Below are 20,817 nucleotides of genomic sequence, written 5' to 3'. Positions count from 1 at the left end.
ATGACGATCGACGTGGGCCGGTACGGGGTGTGGACGTTCGGCAAGGTATCACCCGAGCAGGCGGCGGCCATCGAGCAACTGGGGTACGGCGCGGTGTGGATCGGCGGTTCACCCTCCGGTGATCTGCCGTTCGCCGAGGCCATTCTGGACAGCACCGACACGCTGCAACTGGCCACCGGCATCATCAACGTCTGGTCGTCGCCGGCCAGTCAGGCCGCCGAGACCTATCACCGGCTGGAGAAGTCCCATCCCGGACGGTTCCTGCTGGGTATCGGCATCGGCCATCCCGAGCACACCGAGGAGTACCGCAAACCCTACGACGTGCTGGTCGAATACCTCGACGCGCTGGACGCCGCCGACGTGCCGGCGCAGCGCCGGGTGGTGGCCGCGCTGGGCCCCAAGGTGCTGCGGCTGGCCCGTGATCGCAGCGCCGGTGCGCATCCGTACCTGACCACCCCGGAGCACACCGCCGAAGCTCGAAAGATATTGGGCGACGGCGTTTTCCTGGCTCCGGAGCACAAGGTGGTGCTCACCGACGGGTCCGCGGAGGCGACGGCCGAGGCCCGCAGGATCGGCCGTGAGACCGTCGACTTCTACCTGAATTTGAGCAACTACCTGAACAACTGGCGCAGGCTGGGTTTCACCGAGGAGGACATCGCCAAGCCGGGCAGCGACAAGTTGATCGACGCGGTGGTGGCGCACGGGACGGCCGAGTCGATCGCCGCGCGGCTGGCCGAACATATCGACGCCGGCGCCGACCACGTCACCATCCAGGTGCTCGGCGGATGGGACAAACTGTTGCCCACACTCACCGCGCTCGCCGGGCCACTCGGCCTGAAGGGCTAGATCGGCTTCCCTTCAATCCCGTTGATCGGCAAGCGCAGCCACGCTGCGCTTGCCGATTTTTCTCGTCATGGGACCCGCTCGGAGCCAGACCTTGCCAACCACACTGCGCCATTACTAGGATATGCAAGTATCTCCTGATCGGGATTCTTCGTGCACACCCTTTGGACGGACGCCATGACCACACAGATTCAGCACTTCATCAACGGCCGGCGCACCGCCGCCGGCTCGACCCGCACCGCCGACGTGCTCAACCCCAGCACCGGCGAGGTCCAGGCGCAGGTGCTGCTCGCATCGGCCGCCGATGTCGACGCCGCGGTCGCCGGCGCCGCCGAGGCCCAGAAGGAGTGGGCCGCGTTCAACCCGCAGCGCCGGGCCAGGGTCTTCATGCGGTTCATCGACCTGGTCAACCAGAACGCCGACGAGCTGGCCGAACTGCTGTCGCTGGAGCACGGCAAGACGGTGGCCGACTCGCTGGGCGACATCCAGCGCGGTATCGAGGTCATCGAGTTCGCCGTCGGCATCCCGCACCTGCTCAAGGGCGAATTCACCGAGGGCGCCGGAACCGGTATCGACGTGTACTCGATCCGCCAGCCGCTCGGCGTGGTCGCCGGGATCACCCCGTTCAACTTCCCGGCCATGATCCCGCTGTGGAAGGCCGGACCGGCGTTGGCGTGCGGAAATGCCTTCGTGCTCAAGCCTTCCGAGCGCGACCCGTCGGTTCCGGTGCGGCTGGCCGAACTGTTCATCGAGGCCGGCCTGCCACCGGGGGTCTTCCAGGTGGTGCACGGCGACAAGGAGGCCGTCGACGCCATCCTGGAGCACCCCGCCATCCAGGCCGTCGGCTTCGTCGGGAGTTCGGATATCGCGCAGTACATCTACTCGACCGCCGCGGCGCACGGCAAGCGGTCCCAGTGCTTCGGTGGTGCCAAGAACCACATGATCGTGATGCCCGACGCCGACCTGGACCAGGCCGTCGACGCCCTGATCGGTGCCGGTTACGGCAGCGCGGGCGAACGGTGCATGGCCATCAGTGTCGCGGTGCCCGTCGGCGAAGAGACCGCGAATCGGTTGCGCGCCCGCCTGGTCGAGCGGATCAACCAGCTGCGCGTCGGCCACAGCCTGGACCCCAAGGCCGATTACGGGCCGCTGGTCACCGGCGCCGCGCTGGAGCGGGTGCGCAACTACATCGGCCAGGGCGTGGACGCCGGTGCCGAACTGGTGGTCGACGGCCGCGAACGCGCCAGCGACGACCTCACCTTCGGCGACGCCGATCTGTCCAAGGGCTACTTCATCGGCCCCACCCTGTTCGACCATGTCACCACCGACATGTCCATCTACACCGACGAGATCTTCGGTCCGGTGCTGTGCATCGTCAGGGCCGCCGATTACGAAGAGGCCCTGCGTCTTCCGACCGAGCACGAGTACGGCAACGGCGTCGCGATCTTCACCCGCGACGGTGATGCCGCCCGGGATTTCGTCTCCAAGGTGCAGGTCGGCATGGTGGGGGTGAACGTACCGATCCCGGTGCCGGTGGCGTATCACACCTTCGGCGGCTGGAAGCGCTCCGGCTTCGGCGACCTGAACCAGCACGGCCCGGCCTCGATCCAGTTCTACACCAAGGTCAAGACCGTCACCGAGCGCTGGCCCTCGGGGATCAAGGATGGCGCCGAGTTCGTCATCCCGACGATGAAGTAGCTGGCGCGGATGAGCGCTTGCACGAGGAGACGATGACGGTGGACCTGCACGACCTCGATGACGACGAACGCGTGATCGCCGAGACGGCGGCCGCATTCGCCGAGAAGCGCATCGCACCGCATGCGCTGGAGTGGGACCAGACCCACCACTTCCCCACCGATGTACTGCGCGAGGCCGCCGAACTCGGGATGGCGGCCATCTACTGCAACGAGGACACCGGCGGCAGCGGGCTGCGGCGCCTCGATGCGGTGCGCATCTTCGAGGCACTCGCCGCGGCCGACCCCACCATCGCGGCCTTCCTGTCGATCCACAACATGTGCGCGTGGATGATCGACACCTACGGAACCGACGAGCAACGCAAGACGTGGGTGCCGCGGCTGGCGTCGATGGCCTCGATCGCCAGCTACTGCCTGACCGAACCGGGCGCCGGCTCGGATGCCGCCGCCTTGCGCACCAAGGCCGTCCGGGACGGATCGGATTACGTGCTCGACGGGGTGAAGCAGTTCATCTCCGGTGCCGGCGCCTCCGATGTGTACGTGGTGATGGCCAGGACCGGCGATCCCGAAACCACACCGGGACCGAAGGGCATCTCGGCGTTCGTCGTCGAAAAGGGTTCTGCGGGACTCAGTTTCGGCGCCAATGAGGCGAAGATGGGCTGGAACGCCCAACCCACGGCACAGGTGGTGTTCGACGGCGTCCGGGTTCCGGCCGACGCCTTGCTCGGGGGTTCGGAGGGCACCGGTTTCGGGATCGCGATGAACGGTCTCAACGGTGGCCGGCTCAACATCGCCGCGTGCTCACTCGGTGGGGCGCAAGCCGCCCACGACAAGGCCGTCGCCTATCTGGCCGACCGGCAGGCCTTCGGCGCCGCCCTGCTCGACGAACCCACCATCCGGTTCGCGCTGGCCGACATGGCCACCGCACTGGAGACGTCGCGGAACATGTTGTGGCGGGCCGCGACAGCACTGGACAACAACCACCCGGACAAGGTGACGCTGTGCGCCATGGCCAAGCGATACGTCACCGATTCCTGCTTCGACGTGGCCGATCAGGCACTGCAACTGCACGGTGGGTACGGGTATCTGCGCGAATACGGACTGGAGAAGATCGTCCGGGATCTGCGCGTGCACCGCATCCTCGAAGGAACGAACGAAATCATGCGCGTGGTGATCGGCCGCGCAGCCGCCGCACGGGCCTCGGCCTAGCGGCATAGCGGCGTAGAAAGGACTCGCCATGAGCACGATCGCATTCCTGGGACTCGGCCACATGGGCGGCCCGATGGCCACCAACCTGGTGGCCGCCGGGCACACCGTACGCGGGTTCGATCCGGTTCCGGCCGCCATCGAGGCGGCAAAAGCCAACGGCGTCACCGTGTTCGCCTCCGGAGCCGAAGCGGTGGCCGGTGCCGACGTGGTGATCACCATGCTGCCCAACGGCGCGCTGGTGAAGAGTTGCTACGCCGAGGTGTTGCCGGCCGCGACGGCGGGCGCGCTGTTCATCGACAGCTCGACCATCTCCGTCGACGACGCCCGCGAGGTCAACAAGCTCGCCGCCGAGCACGGTTTCGCGCAGCTGGACGCGCCGGTGTCCGGTGGCGTCAAGGGCGCGGCGGCCGGGACGCTGGCATTCATGGTCGGCGGTGCCGCCGAAGCGGTGGAACGCGGCCGCCCCGTGCTGGAACCGATGGCGGGCAAGATCATCCACTGCGGCGACTCCGGTGCCGGGCAGGCCGCCAAGGTGTGCAACAACATGGTGCTGGCGGTGCAGCAGATCGCCGTCGGCGAGGCGTTCGTACTGGCCGAGAAGCTCGGCCTGGACAAGCAGTCGCTCTACGACGTCATCACCGGCGCCACCGGCAACTGCTGGGCGGTGCAGGTGAACTGCCCCGTTCCGGGACCGGTACCGACGTCGCCGGCCAACAACGACTTCAAGCCCGGGTTCGCCACCGCCCTGATGAACAAGGATCTCGGGTTGGCGATGGCCGCGGTGGCCTCCACCGGCGCGACGGCACCGCTGGGCACGCACGCCGCCGAGATCTACAGCAAGTTCGCCGCCGAGCACGCCGACAAGGACTTCAGCGCCGTCATCGAGCTGCTGCGCGAAGGCTAACCGCGATTCCACCAGTGCCGGTGCAACCGCACGCACCCGTCGACCGTCCACCCCTCGTAATCACCACGGACGGCCGCGGCACCGGTGAAATCCTGGCCGGCGGTGTAGGCGGTCGGGACGACCACGGTGGCCAGCTTGGCCGCCGCGGCGGCGCGCAGCCCGTGCGCCGATCCGGCGATCGCCAGTGCGCACTCCGGGCCGATACCCAGTTCCCACAGCGCGTGGCCGTGCAAATCCGGTTCGCGAGCCGGCGACACGTCATCCGGGGTGACCACCACCTCGGCGATGCCCTCACCGATCAGCTGACGCACCAAGGGTTCCACCCATACCGGTGATCCCACGCTGACCGCCGCGATCGAGATGCCGGCGGCATACAGGCGGTTCGCCAGGTCGACCAGCCCCGTACGCGGTGTGACGTCACCGTCGAGCACCCACTCGACGAAGATGTCGTTCTTGGTGTGCTGGATATAGCTCGCGATCTCCGGGCTGATCCGCCCGTACCCGCGCCGGCGCAGCGCCGACGCGATGCGCCGACGCTCGTCGCCGATCCGTACCAGCCTGCCGTACTCGGCTACCGACCAGGTGATATCGAAGCCGTGCTCGGCGAAGGCAGCGTTGAACGCGCGGCGCTGGCCGTCCCGCTCGATATCCCCCAGCGCGCCGTCCACGTCGAAGACGACGGCCCGCAGCTCCTCGACGACAGCCCCCGCAGGCCGACCAGCATCCCACCAGAAACATCGCCCAGGTGTATCGTCCCGCATACCTCACAGCGTGGCCCAGGTCACACCTTGCCGGCCTCCCCCAAAGGGGGGATTTGGGAGGCCAACTTGCGGACAATGGTCGCCATGGCTAGCCAGCCGGCACCCGAGAGCGGTCCACGCACCGCTCTACGCCTGGTCCTGGTCGACGACCACGAAATGGTCATCGAGGGGCTCAAGGCGATGCTCGCCGCCTTCGGTGACCGGGTGCAGGTGGTCGGCCAGGCCGTCGGCACCGACCGCGCACTGGCGGTCGTCGACGAACTCGACCCCGACATCGTGCTCTGCGATGTCCGGATGCAGGGGTCCAGTGGGTTGGATCTGTGCCTGCAACTGCGCGGACGCGATCCGAACCGCAAGGTCGTCATGCTGTCGGTATACGACGACGAGCAGTACCTGTTCCAGGCGCTGCGGGTGGGCGCATCGGGCTACCTGCTCAAGAGCATCGGCAGTGACGAACTGGTCCGGCAGCTGGAGTTCGTGCATCTGGGTCAGACCGCACTGGATCCCGGGATGGCCGCCAGGGCCGCCGACACCGCCGCGCGCCTGCAGCGCGACGAGTTCTGGCCGGGAGCGCGGCAGGGCCTCACCCAGCGGGAGAGCGAGATCCTGTCCTATGTGGTCGACGGGCTGTCCAACCGCGGGATCGCCACCAAGCTGGTGATCGGGGACGAAACGGTGAAAAGCCACCTCAGTTCCATCTACCGCAAGCTCGGCGTCACCGACCGCACCGGTGCCGTCGCCACGGCGCTGCGCGAGGGGATCTACCGATGAGCGACCCGGCCCCTGCCCCGGGCCGCAACGTCCTGACCGCCGATCGCGAACTCGCTCTGCTGCGCGAACTCATCCAGGCCGCGTCCAGCGGGCCGGGGGTGGAACCCCTGGCCGCCGCCGCTGCCCGGATGATCACGGCGGCCACCGGCACCGACGTGTGCTTCGTGCACGTGCTCGACGACACCGAACGGTCCCTGACGCTGACCGGCGCGACGCCGCCGTTCGACAGCGAGGTCGGCAGGATCCGGCTGCCGCTGGGCGAAGGCGTGTCCGGCTGGGTGGCCAGCCACCGCGAGCCCGTGGTGATCATCGCCGACAAGGAAGCCGACCCGCGCTACCGGCCGTTCGAGACGCTGCGTGGCTCCGATTTCACGTCGATGGTCTCGGTGCCGATGGAGACCGATCCGGGTGGATTGGTCGGGGTGCTCAATGTGCACACGGTGGCCCGGCGCGAATTCGGTGCGCGCGATGTCGAGCTGCTCCTGGTGATCGGCAGGCTGATCGCGGGCGCCATGCACCAGGCCCGGTTGCACCGGCAGTTGGTGGCCCGCGAACGGGCCCACGAGAACTTCGTGGAACAGGTGATCCAGGCCCAGGAGATCGAGCGCAGGCGACTGGCCGGCGATATCCACGACGGCATCTCGCAACGGCTGATCACCCTGTCGTACTGGCTGGATGCCGCCACCCGCACGGTGGCCGAAAGTCCCGCCGAACTGTCCAGGGCGGGAGACCAATTGCGTCGAGCCCGCGAACTGGTCGACCTCACCCTGCAGGAGGCGCGCACGGCGATCGGCGGCCTGCGGCCACCGGTGCTCGACGATCTCGGGTTGGCCGGCGGATTGGCCAGTCTGGCGCGCTCGGTGCCCCAGCTACGCCTGGAGCTGGACCTGGCCGACGAACGGCTGCCCGACCACATCGAGGTGGCGCTGTACCGGATCGCCCAGGAATGCCTGCAGAATGTCGTCAAGCATGCGCAGGCCGGCACGGCCAGGCTGAGTTTCGCGGTAAAGGACGACACCGCGCGTCTCGAGATCGTGGACGACGGTGTCGGTTTCGACACCTTCGAGAACCCGTTGGGCAGCGACGAGATGGGCGGCTACGGCCTGCTGTCGATGGCCGAACGCGCCGAGATCGTGGGCGGGCGGCTCAACATCAGGTCCCGCCCCGGATCCGGTACCGCGGTGACGGCGACCATCCCGGTGCCATCGGTATGACCGGCCGGGCCGCCGGCTTCACCGCCCGCCTGCCAGACACACCGCGACATCGGCATCTGCGAGAAGCTTCGTGCTGGTGGCGTCGAGGCCGGCGTCGGTGATCACTTCATCGAGCTCGGCCAAGCCGATGACGCGATACGCCGCGGTCGCACCGTATTTCGACGCGTCGGCGAGCAGGATGTTGCGTCGGCTCACCGCCATGGCGGCCTGCTTGAGCGCCAGTTGACTGGCGCGGCGCACCGTCAGGCCTCCTTCCAGGCTCCATGCACCCGTGCTGAGAAGACACACGTCGAAAGTCAGCACCTCGAACATCCTGGTGGCCAACGCCCCTGTGGTGGAGCCGCTTTCGGCGTCAATGCCGCCACCGAGATGGACGGCTTCGATCTGCGGGTGCTCGAGTAACGCCACCGCCGAGTACAGATCGTTGGTGACCACGGTGAGGTTTCTCTTGCGGACCAGATGCGGCACGAGCGCCTCACATGTGGTGCCCGCGTCGATGAAGATCGTCGCGCCGTCGGCGACCCGCGCAGCGGCCTCAGACGCTATCGCTTGCTTGGCGGCGATCTGCAGTTCCGCGCGTTGCCGGCGTCCCGTCGGCGTCTGACCATCACCGGCATCGACGAGACGCACACCGCCGGCCACCGATTCGACGAGTCCGTCCGCCTCCAACCGGGCGATGTCGCGGCGAACCGTCATGTGGGACACACCGAGCTCGTCCGTCAGCACCTTCGTGCTCAGGACACCGTGGATTCGCAGCAACTCCATCAGCGCTTTGTGCCGCTGGAAGGGGATCATCACTTTCCTGACGCTCGTCGGACGCTTCGAGTGTGCCGGTGCCGAGCACACGGCGGCGGCGCGACGCACCCATCTCACTCAGGGTCACAAAAATTCACTCTTTATGTTCATATCTGTGAAACTTTGTCGTATGGTGAGACGGTGATCACAGCACAGCGCACCTTGTCCCTGCTCGAACGCACGGGCGCCATCCTGATCCTTCGCACCGCGGCGGCCGACCCCGCCGAGCGCATTGCACACGCCGCAATCGCCGGCGGTTTCACGGTCCTGGAGATCCCGCTGACCGTGCCCGACGCCCTCGGGGCGATCTCCCGCTTGCGCAAGGAGTACGGCGACGAGATCAGCGTCGGCGCCGGCTCGGTTCTCGATGCCGACCTCGCCGAACAGGCCCTCGACGCCGGGGCCACCGTCCTGGTCACTCCTCATGTCGCCCCGGACGTGATCGCCACCGCGAAGTCACGCGATGTCGCCGCCATCAGTGGCGCCTTCACTCCCACCGAGGTGGTGCAGGCACACCGAGCCGGAGCCGATCTGGTGAAGCTCTTTCCCGCCGAGTTGCACGGCCCGGCCTATCTGACGAGCCTGCGCGCCCCCCTGCCGCACATCCCGATCTGTCCGACCGGCGGCGTCACCCCGGACAACGTGGGCGAGTGGTTCGCTGCGGGCGCTGTAGCGGTCGGCGTCGCCGGCCACATCGCCCGCGCCGGCGGCCCCGAGCTGGACACAGACCGAATCCGCACGGCCGCAACCGAATTCCTCGACCTCCTCGCGGACATTCGAGCCTGACCCGCCCACCCAGCCCAGCAACCGACCCCGAGGAACGCCCGCATGACCACTCCAGCCACGGCCTCTCACCGCCACACCGGCCAGACGCCCCGCCGCACCATAGCGGCCTCCCTCAACCGACTCCGCTGGATGTTCGTCGCGCTGCTGGTGCTCGGCGGGATCGTGAACTACCTCGACCGCAGCACGCTGAGCGTCGGCAACACGACCATCGCCGGTGACCTCGGCCTGTCCAACACTCAGATGGGCCTGCTGCTGTCGGCCTTCTCCTGGCCCTACGCGATCGCCAACCTGCCGGCCGGCTTCCTGGTCGACAAGTTCGGCCCCAAGAAGATGTACGCCGCAGCGGCCGGGGCCTGGTCCGCGGTCACCATGCTGACCGCGGTGGCCTCGAGCTTCGGTCCGCTGTACGCGGCTCGGGTGGCGTTGGGCATCGCCGAATCACCGTTCTTCACATCGGGACTCAAAGTCGCGGAACGCTGGTACGCCAAGGACGAACGGTCCATCCCGCTCGCCGTGGTCAACACCGGATCCCAGATCGCCAACGCCATCGCACCGCCGCTGCTCACCTTCCTCATCATCGCCTTCGGCTGGCGCGGGATGTTCGTCGTGCTGGGCGTAACCGGCGTCGTCGTGGTCGCGCTGTGGTGGCTTGCCTACCGCAACCCCACGCCGGAGGAAGAGGCGTCGATCAAGCAGAACAGCGTGCTCAGCGCAGCGGAGCAGGAAGCGACCGATGCCGCCGGCGTGACGCAGGAGTCGACGATGCGCACCTGGGCAGCCCTGCTGGGCAAGCCCAACACCTGGTTCATGGTCATCGGCGCGTTCGGCATCTTCTACACAGTGTGGGTGTACCTGACCTGGCTGCCGGGCTACCTGGAGAAGTCTCGTGGCTTCAGCCTCAAGGAAGTCGGCTGGGTGGCCGCGCTCCCCTATCTGTGCGGCATCGCGGGCGTGCTTGCCGGCGGCTTCGCGTCCCGCGCGCTGGTGGTCCGCGGGCTCCCGGTGCTGCGAGCGCGCAAGCTGCCCATCGTCGTCGGCGCCGTTCTCGCGGCCGCCGCCGTGCTGCCCGTGGCGTATGTGCAGTCGACCGTGCTGAGCATCGTGCTGCTGTGCGTGGGGTATTTCTTCGCCCAGGTACCGATCGGCGTGATCTGGACGCTCGCCTCCGATATCGCGCCCGACCATCAGGTCTCGTCACTCGGCGCAATCCAGAACTTCGGCGGGTTCCTCGGCGCTGCCTGCGCGCCGGTGGTCACCGGAATCATCCTGGACAGAACCGGCGGCAACTATCACTACGTCTTCGTGATCGGCGGCGTAATGCTCCTGGTCGGAGCGGTGTCCTACGGACTGTTCGTCCGCGACAGGAGCCGGGCCTGATGACAGCTGCAACCCCGGTCGTCGCAGTGGTGCTCGGTCCGGCCGGGTCGGGCAAGAGCAGCGTGAGCCGGCGACTGGCGTGTCGGCTCGGTGCCGCCCATCTCGACAAGGACACCATTGTCGGCGGTCTGACCGAAGAGATCCTGCGTCTGGCCGGCCACGACCCTCACGATCGCGACAACAATCCCTACTACGTCGACAACGTCATGCCGCTCGAGTACGCGGCGCTGCTCCGCGTGGCCGGCGACTGCCTGCGAGCCGGCACGTCAGTGGTGCTGGACGCGCCCTTCGGGGCATTCCTCGACGACACCGAATTCCTGACCCGCGCAAGCCTGGAATACGAATGGCCACCGGCACAACGCTTGGTGATCCGGGTGGTGACCGACGCCGACACGATTCGCCGCCGGATCGTCCGGCGAGGTCTGAGCCGGGACACCTGGAAGCTGGAGCACTGGGACGAATTCTGGGCCCGCGCCAGCGCGCGAGACGTCCGCTGGTCGGACGTCACTTGCGTCGACGTCGACAGCAGCGGCGACTCCGTCGACCTGACGTTCCTCGACGGGATGCGCTGATCGGCTAGAAATCCCCCGCGTGCCGGCGCAGGGTCTCGATGGCCCTGGCCAGCGCCCGGGAATCCTCCGGCGAGACACCCACGTCGGCGAACACCTCTTTGTTCAGCGTCTCGGTGGCGTCCTCGACGGTGGAACGGCCCAGATCGGTCAACCGCACCAGCGTGGTGCGGCCGTCGGTCGGGTGTGGCAGGCGTTCCACCAGACCGTCGGCCTCCAGCCGCCGGATCGCGTGGGTGACGCTGGTGACGTGCACCTGCAGGCGGTCCGATGCCTTGGTGATCGGCAGCGCACCGGTGCTGCTGAACGCCAGCAGTCGCAGCAGTTCGAATCGCGAGAAACTGAGGTCGTAGGGGCGCAGCGCGGTCTCGACACGCGCCAGCAGAATCTGGTGCGCCCGCATCACGGAGGTGACCGCCACCATGCCGTCGGCCACATCGCCCCAGCCCGCGCGTTCCCAGTTGGCGCGCGCCAGCGCGATCGGATCACGGTTGTCCGGCGGAGAGGGCATCCCCTGTTCTTACCGCATGCCGCGACTCAGCCACCAGCGCGGAACCCGGCGACGGCGGACAACACGGCCTTGGTGGACGGCCGCATGCCGACGGTGATGCGGACGCCGCCGTCGCCGTAGTGCCGGACCCGCGGCCCTTGACCGTCGAACACCTGCCGCCACACCGTCCGGTCCCCGCCGGGGGCGGGCAGGTAGACGAAGTTGGCCTGCGCGTCCGTGCTGTAGATGCCCAGGCCGGACAACTGGGTGCGCAGTCGCCTGCGCTCGGTGTCGATGATCCGGATGCGGTGGCGCATCTCGTCTTCGGCGCCGTAACAGGCCGCCACCGCCACCAGGCCGGTGAGCCCCACGCCGAACGGCAGTTGCATCGTCCAGAGTCGACGGGCCAGCTCGGAACCGCAGAACCCATAGCCGATGCGCAAGCCGGCCAGCCCGTACGCCTTCGAAAAAGTCCGCACCACAACCAGATTCGGGTGGCGCCGCACCAGCTCCCGGGTGTCCAGCCGGTGTTCGGGGGCCAGGAACTCGACATAGGCCTCGTCGAGCACCACGATCGTGTCGACCGGCACCGCACGCAGGAAGCGACGCAGCGCCGCGGCCGATTCCACGGTGCCGGTGGGGTTGTGCGGCCGGCACACCACCACCACCCGGGCTCCCGCAGCGGCGGCGGCGGCCATCGCGTCGAGGTCGTGGTGACCGTAGGCGTCCAGCGCGACCGGGATCGACCGCAGCCGGGCGATCTGGGCGAAGATCGGGTAACCGTCGAAGGTCGGCGTCGCCATCACCATCGCGTCGCCGGGCCGGGTGACCGCTTGCAGCACCTGCATGATGACACCGGTGGCACCGGTGCCGATCACCACCTGGGCCTCGTCGACACCGAGGTGCTCGGCGATCAGGCCACGCAATCGCTCGGGCAGGAACTCGGGGTACCGGTTGGCCACACCGATCGAGGCAACCAGTGCCGACCGCACCGACGGCAGCGGCGGAAAGGGGATCTCGTTGAGCGACAAGGCAAGCGGATCCTGAGCGGCCGGGAGGGTGTCGAATACGTCGGCCAGCACCCCATCCGGGATGCTCATCGCCCGCCCCATCGGACGGCGGCCGCACCGGCGAAGTCGCCGGCATGCGCGAAGGCCGCCATCAGGACGGTGTCGCCGGCCTTCACCCGGCCTTCGGTGATCGCGCGGTCCAGGTTGATCGGGATCCCGGCCGCGAACAGGTTGCCGCAGTCGTCGAAGGTATCGACGTGCCGCTCCTTGGGAACTTCCAGCGCCTCACGCCAGTTGCGCAGGAACACCCGGTTCGGCTGATTGGTGACCAGCAGATCGATATCCCTGGGCGCCAACCCGATTCGGTCGCATACCGCGTAGGACACCTCGGGCACCTGGCGATTGCCCCGGGCCAGCACCTTGGTGATCTTGGACTCGGTGAAGCCGATGCAACCCTCGCCGGGGCCGGCGGCCCACCACTTGCGCGGCGGATCCACCGCGATGGTCATGTCCCCGGCGAACTCACCGTAGGTGCGGCACTCCACATCCAGAATCGGTGACGTATCCGAGCAGGTCACCAACCCGACGGCCGCACCGTCACCCGGCACCGAGGACTGCGCCTTGCGCCGCACCGTTTCCTGGTCGAAGATCTGGCCCGCCGCATTCTGCGCGACGGCGATCAGCGCGGTACGCCCCTCGCCGGAGGCCAGCAGATTGCGGGCCATCTTCAGTCCCAACACGAACGCGGCGCAGCCGCCGTTGTGCAGATCCACCACCCAGCCCGGCTTCATGCCGAGGCGATGCGCGATCGCCCCGCCGCCACCGTAGAACGGCATATCGGGCAACTGGGTGTGCGTGATCAGCACGTCGACCTGGGACAGCACATCGGCGCCGTGCCGCTGCACCAATCCAGCGGCGGCGCGTTCGATCATGTCGGTCGCGGTCTCGTCGGGTGCGACGTGATGGCGGTGTTTGGGCGCCCGGAACATCAAGTTGTCCCGCAGTTCGTCGGAGTCGGCGAACCGGGCGTAGTAGTCCGCGCCGATCGGGTCACCGGGCAGATAGGTCGAGACATCGAGCAGGCTGACATTCATCGGGACCTCACTTCATCCAGTCGGGGGTGATCGGCAGGCCATTGCGATGCCGGTATTCGGCGATCGCCTTCAGGTTGCGCAACTCCAGTTCGTGGCCGGCGCCGAACATGTCCCAGAAATCGCCGACCCAGACCGGGCGCTCCGGCGGTGCCGTCTCGGGGTAGGGGTTCTTGTCGTAGAACGGGTGGTGGCAATTGGTCCACAACACCACCGAACCCGGCTTGTCGAGGACGACCTGCGCGTCCACGACCCGCATCAGATAGATCATCCACAGGTGATGGCCCTGATCCCAGGCGCAGTGGTAGTCGACGGTCATGGCGTCGCGGTTGGCCACCGTGCGGGTGAAGATCTTGGTCTCCGAACCGAGCCGGTCATAGGCCAACCACAGGCCGTCCTCGTCGGTCGGCGTGAACCCGCGCAGGCTGTAGGTCCACTCCTCCAGGCTGCGGGTGTCGGCCAGGTAGTCGAAGAGTTCGGCCGGTGGACAGTCGATATAACCGTTCACGGGGCAGAATTCACCGAACACCTGGTCGTGTGGATACACCGACCGCATCATCTCCATGATGATCGGCGTGGCCTGTTCCCGGGGTGAGGTCTCGATGCGGACCACACCGTCGATGGGCTCGGTGATGTCAGCGAGTGCGGGCAGGGACATGGGCGGGGCTCTCCTTGTTCTCCAGAAATGGTGCAAACGGCGGTATTTCATCGGCGGAGCATTCGATGCTGACCACCGAGGGTCCCTCGGCATCGAGGGCGGTCTGCAGCGCCTGGGGTAGCGCGCCGAGCTCGGCAATGTCGACGGCGGGCAGGCCGGGGAACATCGCGGACAGTCCGGCACCGAGCTTGCTCGGCGCGAAGCGGTTGTAGCTGTGCAGGTCTCGGTAGAACAATTGCTCGCGGGTGACGCACATGGCGTGGGCATTGTTGTTGAACAACACCACGGTCACCGGTAGGCGGTACTGGATGGCGGTGTGCAACTCCAGGCCGTGCATGAAGAACGATCCGTCGCCGGCGATGATGACGGTTCGCCGGTGCCGTCCGAAACACATTCCGATACCGGCGCCGAAGCTGTAGCCCATCCCACCCATCCCGAGCGCCACCACGAATCGCCCGCCACGGCGCACCGGCAGGTAGTGGATCGCGGACGCACCGGTGTTTCCCGCGTCGACCACGATGTCGGTACCGTCCGGCAGCGCCCGGTCCAGTGCGGCCATCGCGTCGCGGTACCGGATCCCGTCGCCGTGATGAGCCGGCGGGCTCAGTTCGGCATGCGGAATCCGTTCGGGCACAGTGACTCCAAGCGGACCTGATAACGCGGCGTTGAGCATGCGCAGAGATCCGCGCAGATCGTCGGTGTGCACGTGCAGGCTCGGCGGGTACGGCGGTTCGGCCCCCAGCGACAACACCGGGACCTGGGCCAGCGCGCCGTCCAGCCCGGCGCGTGCCGTGGCCGGCAGCCGGGTGCCGACCAACACGCAGACCGCACTGTCGGCCACCACCTCGGCCACACCGGGATGCCCCATCACGCCGGTCACGCCCAGCGCGGAAGAGGAACCGAGACCGGGTGCGCCGCTGACATCCTTGGCGTCGGGCACGGTGGCCACCCTGGCCCGCAGGATCGCACGCAACCGTTCCAGTTCGTCGCGGGCGTCGTCGCGGGCGACCTGCTCACCGGCGATGATCGTCACGGGTCCGTGCGCCCGGCGCAGGTGCGCGGCTATCGGGGCCGGATCGCCGAGCGAAACGCTGGGCGGCAGTGGGGCAGCTACGTTGGCGTCGATATCGGCGTCAAAGAGACTCTGCTGCACGTCTTTTGGCAGCAACAACACCGCGGGACCGCGGCGTGTGGCGGCCAGCGCCTCGGTCAGCGCGGTATCGATGGTGGCGGGGTCCAGCACCCGCCGGCAGTACACCGACACCGCCGAGAACAACGCCTCGGCGTCCAGCGCCCCGCCCAGTCCGCTGGTGTCCTGGAACGAGCCGCGGCCATCCATGGCCGTTGGCGGTTGGCCGACCAGCGCCAGCACCGGGATCCGGCTGGTGAGCGACTCCCCCAGTGCGGCAACAAGATTCAGTGAACCACCACCCGAGGTGGCGGCCACCACCCCCAGCCCGGCACCGCCGCGGCGATACCCGTCGGCCATTGTCGCTGCCGAGAATTCGTGTTTGGCCAATACCGCGGTGAGTTCTTCGCAGAAATGCGCCGCGTCGTAGAGATCCTCGATATTGGCGCCGTCGACGCCGAAGATGTGCCGTACCCCGTGCCGCGCCAGCCGACCGACGATGTGGTCGACAACCCGGTGCGTGCTGGTCACCTGTTCGGACACTGCTCACCCGCTTTCTCGTTCTGCAGGTGACACGCGCCCGGTCCGGATCGGGTTCACTCATCGGACCGATTCACAGGTTTCTTTCCAGCAGCACCTTTCCGTCGTCCGCCGAAACCAGTTGCACGGCCGCGATTTCGTTCATCGGCAACGGGGTGTTTCCGCTGGGCAGCGCGGTGGCGCCGGACAGTCCGAGCCAGGTGGCGATCTGGTCGCGCCGGCCGTCCTTGCCGACCACCACCATTCCCAGGTTCTGCGGCTTGGCGCCGCGCTGTCCCCAGTCGCCGTAACTGCACGCCATATCGATGCGGGTGCCCCAGGTGTAACCGGACATGGTGATGCTCGCCGCGATCGGCGTCTGGTTGACCTTGGTCATCTCCAGCGACGGCGCGGCCTGCTGGGTGGTGCCCTGCTGCAGGCCGAAGACGTCGGGGCGGATGGCCACCACGGCGCCGACCGCCAGCAGCGCGGCCGCCAGTCCCACCGCGGCCGTGGTCACCCACCGGGACCGGCGCCGGCGCGAACGCACCTGGTCGATCACCTGTTCGCGGAGTTCCGGCGGCGGGGCCGGTGCGGGTTCGCCGGAATCCATCGCCTCGATATCGGCCGCGTCGACCATCGCCAGAAGGGCGGGCATACCGGTCAGTTCGGCCACCGCGGCGCTGCACCGGGCGCAGCCGCGCAGGTGCGCCTCGTATTCACGCCGCTCGGCCGGAGAGAGCGCACCCAGCACATAGGAGGCGTCCCAGGTGGCGTACTGATCGCCGTCGGAGATCGTGTCGAACCCGGTCATCGCGTCACCCCCATCTCCTGCAGATTGAGACGTAGCGCCCGTACCGCGTAGTGCAGGCGGGACTTCACGGTGCCTTCGGCTATCTGGAGGTCGGCGGCGATCTGGGCGGTGGTCATGCCCTGGTAATAGGCACGCTTGACCACCGCGCGATGATCCTCGGAGAGTTCGCTCAGCGCGGTGCTGATGAGTAGCCGGTCCAGCGCGGAATCCACTTCGTCGGGGCCGGCCCGGTCGGCGGCCTGTTCGACGTCGGGGGTGCCGGTCTCGTTCCGATACCGTGCACTCCGCCGTTCGTCGATGACGAGATTACGCGCGACGGTGAACAGCCATGCACGCGCGGGGCGGTCCGGATCGGCGGTCACCTCGGGATGCCGCCAGGCCCGCAGCAGCGTTTCCTGCACCACGTCCTCGGCGCGGGCGGCATCGCCCGTCAACCGCAGGGCATACCGCCACAATGCGCCCGCGTGCTCGTCATACAGCACCCGCATCATTGCGGCCTCCGGATCGTCCACTACCAACCTCCGTCTCTGACACGACGTGGGTGGTGATCCGGTTCAAAGGTACGCGTCTGCCCTGAGATGGCGCGTCAAGCGGGCAGCAAGGTCAGGATGCGCGGTCCGTCCGCGGTGACCGCGACGGTGTGTTCCCAATGCGCGGCGCGGGAACCATCGGTGGTGACGACGGTCCATTCGTCGTCGAGGATCTTGGTCTTGGTGGTGCCCAGGGTGAGCATCGGTTCGATGGCCAGCACCGAGCCGACCGCCAGATACGGGCCCCGCCCCGGTGACCCCTCGTTGGGCAGGAACGGGTCCATGTGCATCTCACGGCCGATGCCGTGGCCTCCGTACCCAGCGACGATGCCGTACCTGCGATCGTGGCGGGCCTCCGCGGCGCGGGTGCCGGTCTCGATGGCGTGCGACACGTCGGTGAGCCGGTTACCGGGAACCATCGCCGCGATGCCGGCCTCCATCGACAGCCGGGTGGCCTCGGAGAGCAGTTCGTCGGCGGCGATCAAGGTACCGACACCGAAGGTGACGGCCGAGTCGCCGTGCCACTTGTCCAGGATGGCCCCGCAGTCGATCGACACCAGGTCGCCGTCGGCCAGCACCTCGCCATCGGACGGGATACCGTGCACGACGCGGTCGTTGACGGACGCGCAGACGGTGGCCGGATAGCCGTGGTAACCGAGGAAGGACGGCACGCCGCCGCCATCACGAATCACCGCTTCGGCGATGCGGTCCAGTTCGCCGGTGGACACCCCCGGCGCCGCGGCCCGCTGAACGGCCTGCAACGCCGCCGCGACGAGCGCACCGGCGGCCGCCATGGCATCGAGTTCACCGGCGCTGCGCTGCGCAACGGTCTTACGCCGTCCGGGCACCGAGATCACGATCGCCTACTTCAGCGGCCGAGCGCGTGCAGCGCCCGCGCGAACACCTCGTCCAGGGAACCCACGGCGTCGACGGTCTTGAGCTGGCCGGCGTAGTAGTCCAACAGCGGAGCGGTCTCCTCGCGGTACACCTTGAATCGGTTGCGGATGACCTCTTCGGTGTCGTCGGCACGGCCGCGGCCCTTGAGGCGCTCGACCAGTTCGTCCTCGGGAACCCGGAACTCGACCACGGCGTCGAGCGTCAGGCCGCGCTTGGCCAGCATCTCCTTGAGCGCCTCGGCTTGTTCCACCGAGCGCGGGAAGCCGTCGAGAATGAACCCGGCCGCCGCGTCGTCATCGTCGATACGGTCGTCGACCAGTGCGTTGGTCAGCGACGCGGGCACCAGGTCACCGGCGTCCAGGTACTTCTTGGCTTCCAGCCCCAGCGGCGTGCCGCCCGAGATGTTGTGCCGGAACAGGTCGCCGGTGGAGATCTGCGGGACCCCAAGCTTCTCGGCCAGCTTCTCTGCCTGAGTGCCTTTACCGGCACCTGGCGGGCCGAGCAAAACGATTCTCACTTTGGGGAACCCTCTCTCACTTCAAGAAACCCTCGTAGTTGCGCTGCATGAGCTGGCTCTCGATCTGTTTGACCGTATCCAGGCCGACACCGATCATGATCAGTACCGCCGTCCCACCGAACGGCAGGTTCTGTACCGACCCGGAGTTACCGATCTCCAGGAAGAGGTTGGGCAGTACGGCGATCACACCGAGGTAGATCGATCCCGGAAGAGTAATACGGCTCAGCACATAGCGCAGGTAGTCCGCGGTCGGCTTACCGGGCCGGATACCGGGGATGAAGCCACCGAACTTCTTCATCTCGTCCGCCCGCTCGTCGGGGTTGAACGTGATGGAGACGTAGAAGTAGGTGAAGAAGATGATCAGGCCGAAGTAGATCGCGATGTAGACCGGGTCGGCAGGGTTGGTCAGGTAGTTGGCCACGAACCGGTCCCACCAGCCGTTACTCGGCTCGGACCGGCCGCTCTGGATCAGCTGGGTGATCAGGTGCGGGATGTAGATCAGCGAGGACGCGAAGATCACCGGGATGACGCCGGCCTGGTTGACCTTCAACGGCAGGTAGGTCGAGGTACCGCCGTACATGCGTCGGCCGACCATGCGCTTGGCGTACTGCACCGGGATCCGGCGCTGGCCCTGCTCGACGAACACCACACCGACGATGATCGCCAGGGCGGCCACACAGACGGCGGCGAAGACGATCCCGCCGCGGCTGTCCAGGATCGTCTTGCCCTCGGACGGGATGCGGGCGGCGATACCGGCGAAGATCAGCAGTGACATGCCGTTGCCGATACCGCGCTCGGTGACCAGCTCACCCATCCACATGACGAGCGAGGCACCGGCCGTGAGCACCAGCACGATGACGATCAAGCCGAAGATCGACGTGTCATCGATGATGTCGAGGTTGCAGCCCTGCAGCAGGCCACCGTTGGCGGCCAGTGCCACGATGCTGGTGCCCTGCAGGATGGCCAGCGCGACCGCCAGGTAGCGCGTGTACTGCGTCATCTTGGCCTGGCCGGCCTGGCCTTCTTTACGCAGCTGCTCGAACCGCGGGATCACCACCGTCAGCAGCTGCACGATGATGCTGGCCGTGATGTAGGGCATCACGCCGACGGCGAACACCGTCAGCTGCAGCAGTGCACCGCCGGAGAACAGGTTGATCAGCGAGTAGATCTGCGCGGAACTGCCACCACTGACCTGCTCGATGCACTTCTGCACGTTGGGGTAGTTGACGCCGGGCGACGGGATCGATGCGCCGACCCGGTAGAGGATCACGATTGCCAGCGTGAACAGGATCTTGCGCCTGAGGTCGGCCGTCCGCAATGACGAGATGAAAGCCGAAAGCACTCTTCCTCCTGCGCAGCCGAGCACTTGTCGCGGCGTGCCAATGGGGCTGGTTGATCCAGCGTTTTGGTCAAGTCGTGCGCGGTGCCCGGTTCAGCTGCTTCCAGCCTGAACAGTCGCGCGTCAAACAGTCTACGAGAGTAACAGTTGGCCGCCGCTGTCCCGTCCCCGGTGGAACGGACGGCACCCGGCCGCACACCTCGTCATCCGGGCGATCATCGGGGCATCTTCGCCTCGATCGCGGCGGCGATGTCGGCGGCCGCCGTGACGGGCTGCTGTTGTTGCGGTTTGCAGGCCTGGACGTCGAGGATCAGGTTGGCGGCGACGGCCAGCGCGCGCTGGCAGGACCGGATCTGGTCGCCGGCCGTGCGGGTGTACGGCATCGCGAGCACGCTGTCCGACTTGTCCAGGGGGCCGCTCACCCACTTGGGCAGCGTCTGTTCGTTGAGCCGGATGTTGACGGTGTGGTTGGTGCACTTGGACCACCGGCCGGCCGAATCGTCGAAGAACGCCCGGGCTGCGTCGGCGGTGCGGTAGGTGACCGCCGACTGCACCACGAGGCTGTCCCATTGGTCGCTGTTGGGCGTGCGCAACATTTGCTGGCGCAGCGACTTGTAGTGGCTGGGGTCGTAGATCGGGGCCTCGTTGACCTGCCACACGCCGAGGCAGTTGAGGTTGGGCAGCAGGTTCCGGCGATCGCCCATCACATCGACCGGGTTCTGCGGTGTCATGCCGGAGGTCCCCATGATCGCGTCCACGTCCTTGGCGCTCAGCAGCAATCCCGGCAGCGCCGAGTCGGCCACGGGCTTGGGGGCCGCGACGGCACCCGACTCCGATCCCGACGAGCATCCTGTCAATCCGAGGGCGAGGGCGAGCGCCCCCACAACGATGATCTTCACC

Annotated in this window: 22 protein-coding genes; 9 read left to right on the top strand and 13 right to left on the bottom strand. The window is 67.5% G+C overall.

The window, feature by feature from the left end; genetic code table 11:
• The 4 genes from AWB94_RS23310 (at position 1) to mmsB (ending at position 4,650) form a co-directional block, all read left to right on the top strand.
• Positions 1-846 carry an LLM class F420-dependent oxidoreductase gene (locus AWB94_RS23310; RefSeq protein WP_062658199.1) on the top strand — a complete coding sequence of 282 codons (846 nt, stop codon included), beginning with the start codon at positions 1-3 and terminating at the stop codon, positions 844-846.
• A gap of 174 nt (positions 847-1,020) precedes the next feature.
• The gene (locus AWB94_RS23305; RefSeq protein ID WP_062658200.1) at positions 1,021-2,541 is read left to right on the top strand and encodes a CoA-acylating methylmalonate-semialdehyde dehydrogenase; all 1,521 of its coding nucleotides are present in this window, start codon (positions 1,021-1,023) and stop codon (positions 2,539-2,541) included.
• A 38-nt stretch (positions 2,542-2,579) separates the two neighbouring features.
• On the top strand, positions 2,580-3,746 hold the full coding sequence (locus AWB94_RS23300) for an acyl-CoA dehydrogenase family protein (RefSeq protein WP_062658265.1): 1,167 nt from the start codon (positions 2,580-2,582) through the stop codon (positions 3,744-3,746).
• A gap of 28 nt (positions 3,747-3,774) precedes the next feature.
• Positions 3,775-4,650 (top strand): 3-hydroxyisobutyrate dehydrogenase, encoded by an 876-nt coding sequence (gene mmsB / locus AWB94_RS23295; RefSeq protein ID WP_062658201.1) that lies wholly within the window; start codon positions 3,775-3,777, stop codon positions 4,648-4,650.
• On the opposite strand, the gene AWB94_RS23290 is transcribed toward mmsB, so the two are convergent.
• On the bottom strand, positions 4,647-5,411 hold the full coding sequence (locus AWB94_RS23290; RefSeq protein ID WP_062658202.1) for an HAD family hydrolase: 765 nt from the start codon (positions 5,409-5,411) through the stop codon (positions 4,647-4,649). The genes mmsB and AWB94_RS23290 overlap by 4 nt on opposite strands.
• A gap of 84 nt (positions 5,412-5,495) precedes the next feature.
• Between AWB94_RS23290 and AWB94_RS23285 the strand changes: the two genes are divergently transcribed.
• On the top strand, positions 5,496-6,182 hold the full coding sequence (locus tag AWB94_RS23285) for a response regulator (protein WP_062658203.1): 687 nt from the start codon (positions 5,496-5,498) through the stop codon (positions 6,180-6,182).
• Positions 6,179-7,396 carry a GAF domain-containing sensor histidine kinase gene (locus AWB94_RS23280; protein WP_062658204.1) on the top strand — a complete coding sequence of 406 codons (1,218 nt, stop codon included), beginning with the start codon at positions 6,179-6,181 and terminating at the stop codon, positions 7,394-7,396. Before AWB94_RS23285 ends, AWB94_RS23280 begins: the two co-directional genes overlap by 4 nt.
• Positions 7,397-7,414: 18 nt before the next feature.
• Here the strand turns inward: AWB94_RS23280 and AWB94_RS23275 are convergent, their stop codons facing one another.
• On the bottom strand, positions 7,415-8,191 hold the full coding sequence (locus AWB94_RS23275) for a DeoR/GlpR family DNA-binding transcription regulator (protein WP_062658205.1): 777 nt from the start codon (positions 8,189-8,191) through the stop codon (positions 7,415-7,417).
• A gap of 141 nt (positions 8,192-8,332) precedes the next feature.
• Here AWB94_RS23275 and AWB94_RS23270 point away from each other — a divergent pair, with 141 nt between their 5' ends.
• The 3 genes from AWB94_RS23270 to AWB94_RS23260 are packed head-to-tail and all read left to right on the top strand — an operon-like array spanning position 8,333 to position 10,926.
• Positions 8,333-8,977 carry a bifunctional 4-hydroxy-2-oxoglutarate aldolase/2-dehydro-3-deoxy-phosphogluconate aldolase gene (locus AWB94_RS23270; RefSeq protein WP_062658206.1) on the top strand — a complete coding sequence of 215 codons (645 nt, stop codon included), beginning with the start codon at positions 8,333-8,335 and terminating at the stop codon, positions 8,975-8,977.
• 42 nt (positions 8,978-9,019) lie between these two features.
• Complete coding sequence (locus tag AWB94_RS23265; protein ID WP_062658207.1) at positions 9,020-10,354, top strand: MFS transporter; 1,335 nt, start codon at positions 9,020-9,022, stop codon at positions 10,352-10,354.
• A complete protein-coding gene (locus AWB94_RS23260; RefSeq protein WP_062658208.1) occupies positions 10,354-10,926 on the top strand; it encodes a P-loop nucleotide/nucleoside kinase family protein in 573 nt (190 codons plus the stop codon). The genes AWB94_RS23265 and AWB94_RS23260 overlap by 1 nt, the downstream gene beginning before the upstream one ends.
• Before the next feature lie 4 nt (positions 10,927-10,930).
• Here AWB94_RS23260 and AWB94_RS23255 read toward each other — a convergent pair whose 3' ends face one another.
• The 11 genes from AWB94_RS23255 to AWB94_RS23205 all read right to left on the bottom strand — a co-directional run bounded on the left by AWB94_RS23255 (position 10,931) and on the right by AWB94_RS23205 (position 20,816).
• Positions 10,931-11,434: a MarR family transcriptional regulator gene (locus AWB94_RS23255; RefSeq protein WP_062658209.1), complete on the bottom strand. Its 504-nt coding sequence runs from the start codon at positions 11,432-11,434 to the stop codon at positions 10,931-10,933.
• A gap of 26 nt (positions 11,435-11,460) precedes the next feature.
• A complete protein-coding gene (locus tag AWB94_RS23250) occupies positions 11,461-12,513 on the bottom strand; it encodes an aminotransferase class I/II-fold pyridoxal phosphate-dependent enzyme (protein ID WP_062658210.1) in 1,053 nt (350 codons plus the stop codon).
• Positions 12,510-13,517, bottom strand: coding sequence for a 3-oxoacyl-ACP synthase III family protein (locus tag AWB94_RS23245; protein ID WP_062658211.1), 1,008 nt, complete (start codon positions 13,515-13,517; stop codon positions 12,510-12,512). Before AWB94_RS23245 ends, AWB94_RS23250 begins: the two co-directional genes overlap by 4 nt.
• Positions 13,518-13,524: 7 nt before the next feature.
• Positions 13,525-14,172: a hypothetical protein gene (locus AWB94_RS23240; protein WP_062658212.1), complete on the bottom strand. Its 648-nt coding sequence runs from the start codon at positions 14,170-14,172 to the stop codon at positions 13,525-13,527.
• On the bottom strand, positions 14,150-15,832 hold the full coding sequence (locus AWB94_RS23235; protein WP_109762434.1) for a thiamine pyrophosphate-binding protein: 1,683 nt from the start codon (positions 15,830-15,832) through the stop codon (positions 14,150-14,152). Before AWB94_RS23235 ends, AWB94_RS23240 begins: the two co-directional genes overlap by 23 nt.
• Positions 15,833-15,914: 82 nt before the next feature.
• On the bottom strand, positions 15,915-16,634 hold the full coding sequence (locus tag AWB94_RS23230; RefSeq protein ID WP_062658214.1) for an anti-sigma factor family protein: 720 nt from the start codon (positions 16,632-16,634) through the stop codon (positions 15,915-15,917).
• The gene (locus AWB94_RS23225; protein WP_024449900.1) at positions 16,631-17,146 is read right to left on the bottom strand and encodes a sigma-70 family RNA polymerase sigma factor; all 516 of its coding nucleotides are present in this window, start codon (positions 17,144-17,146) and stop codon (positions 16,631-16,633) included. Before AWB94_RS23225 ends, AWB94_RS23230 begins: the two co-directional genes overlap by 4 nt.
• Before the next feature lie 74 nt (positions 17,147-17,220).
• On the bottom strand, positions 17,221-18,021 hold the full coding sequence (gene map / locus AWB94_RS23220) for a type I methionyl aminopeptidase (protein ID WP_062658215.1): 801 nt from the start codon (positions 18,019-18,021) through the stop codon (positions 17,221-17,223).
• A gap of 11 nt (positions 18,022-18,032) precedes the next feature.
• The gene (locus AWB94_RS23215) at positions 18,033-18,578 is read right to left on the bottom strand and encodes an adenylate kinase (RefSeq protein WP_062658216.1); all 546 of its coding nucleotides are present in this window, start codon (positions 18,576-18,578) and stop codon (positions 18,033-18,035) included.
• A gap of 16 nt (positions 18,579-18,594) precedes the next feature.
• The gene (gene secY, locus AWB94_RS23210; RefSeq protein ID WP_062658217.1) at positions 18,595-19,920 is read right to left on the bottom strand and encodes a preprotein translocase subunit SecY; all 1,326 of its coding nucleotides are present in this window, start codon (positions 19,918-19,920) and stop codon (positions 18,595-18,597) included.
• A gap of 212 nt (positions 19,921-20,132) precedes the next feature.
• Entirely contained in the window at positions 20,133-20,816 is a 684-nt protein-coding gene (locus AWB94_RS23205) for a sensor domain-containing protein (protein ID WP_062658218.1), read from the bottom strand.
• Position 20,817 lies beyond the last annotated feature (1 nt).

This window comes from Mycolicibacterium canariasense (assembly GCF_002101555.1).
GTDB classification, from domain to species: Bacteria; Actinomycetota; Actinomycetes; order Mycobacteriales; family Mycobacteriaceae; genus Mycobacterium; species Mycobacterium canariasense.
This window is presented reverse-complemented; position numbering and strand designations above follow the sequence as displayed.

Coding starts and splice junctions, on each gene's coding strand:
- AWB94_RS23310 (WP_062658199.1), top strand. CDS start 1: ATGACGATCGACGTGGGCCGGTACGGGGTGTGGACGTTCGGCAAGGTA.
- AWB94_RS23305 (WP_062658200.1), top strand. CDS start 1,021: ATGACCACACAGATTCAGCACTTCATCAACGGCCGGCGCACCGCCGCC.
- mmsB (WP_062658201.1), top strand. CDS start 3,775: ATGAGCACGATCGCATTCCTGGGACTCGGCCACATGGGCGGCCCGATG.
- AWB94_RS23290 (WP_062658202.1), bottom strand. CDS start 5,411: ATGCGGGACGATACACCTGGGCGATGTTTCTGGTGGGATGCTGGTCGG.
- AWB94_RS23285 (WP_062658203.1), top strand. CDS start 5,496: ATGGCTAGCCAGCCGGCACCCGAGAGCGGTCCACGCACCGCTCTACGC.
- AWB94_RS23280 (WP_062658204.1), top strand. CDS start 6,179: ATGAGCGACCCGGCCCCTGCCCCGGGCCGCAACGTCCTGACCGCCGAT.
- AWB94_RS23275 (WP_062658205.1), bottom strand. CDS start 8,191: ATGATCCCCTTCCAGCGGCACAAAGCGCTGATGGAGTTGCTGCGAATC.
- AWB94_RS23265 (WP_062658207.1), top strand. CDS start 9,020: ATGACCACTCCAGCCACGGCCTCTCACCGCCACACCGGCCAGACGCCC.
- AWB94_RS23260 (WP_062658208.1), top strand. CDS start 10,354: ATGACAGCTGCAACCCCGGTCGTCGCAGTGGTGCTCGGTCCGGCCGGG.
- AWB94_RS23255 (WP_062658209.1), bottom strand. CDS start 11,434: ATGCCCTCTCCGCCGGACAACCGTGATCCGATCGCGCTGGCGCGCGCC.
- AWB94_RS23250 (WP_062658210.1), bottom strand. CDS start 12,513: ATGAGCATCCCGGATGGGGTGCTGGCCGACGTATTCGACACCCTCCCG.
- AWB94_RS23245 (WP_062658211.1), bottom strand. CDS start 13,517: ATGAATGTCAGCCTGCTCGATGTCTCGACCTATCTGCCCGGTGACCCG.
- AWB94_RS23240 (WP_062658212.1), bottom strand. CDS start 14,172: ATGTCCCTGCCCGCACTCGCTGACATCACCGAGCCCATCGACGGTGTG.
- AWB94_RS23230 (WP_062658214.1), bottom strand. CDS start 16,634: ATGACCGGGTTCGACACGATCTCCGACGGCGATCAGTACGCCACCTGG.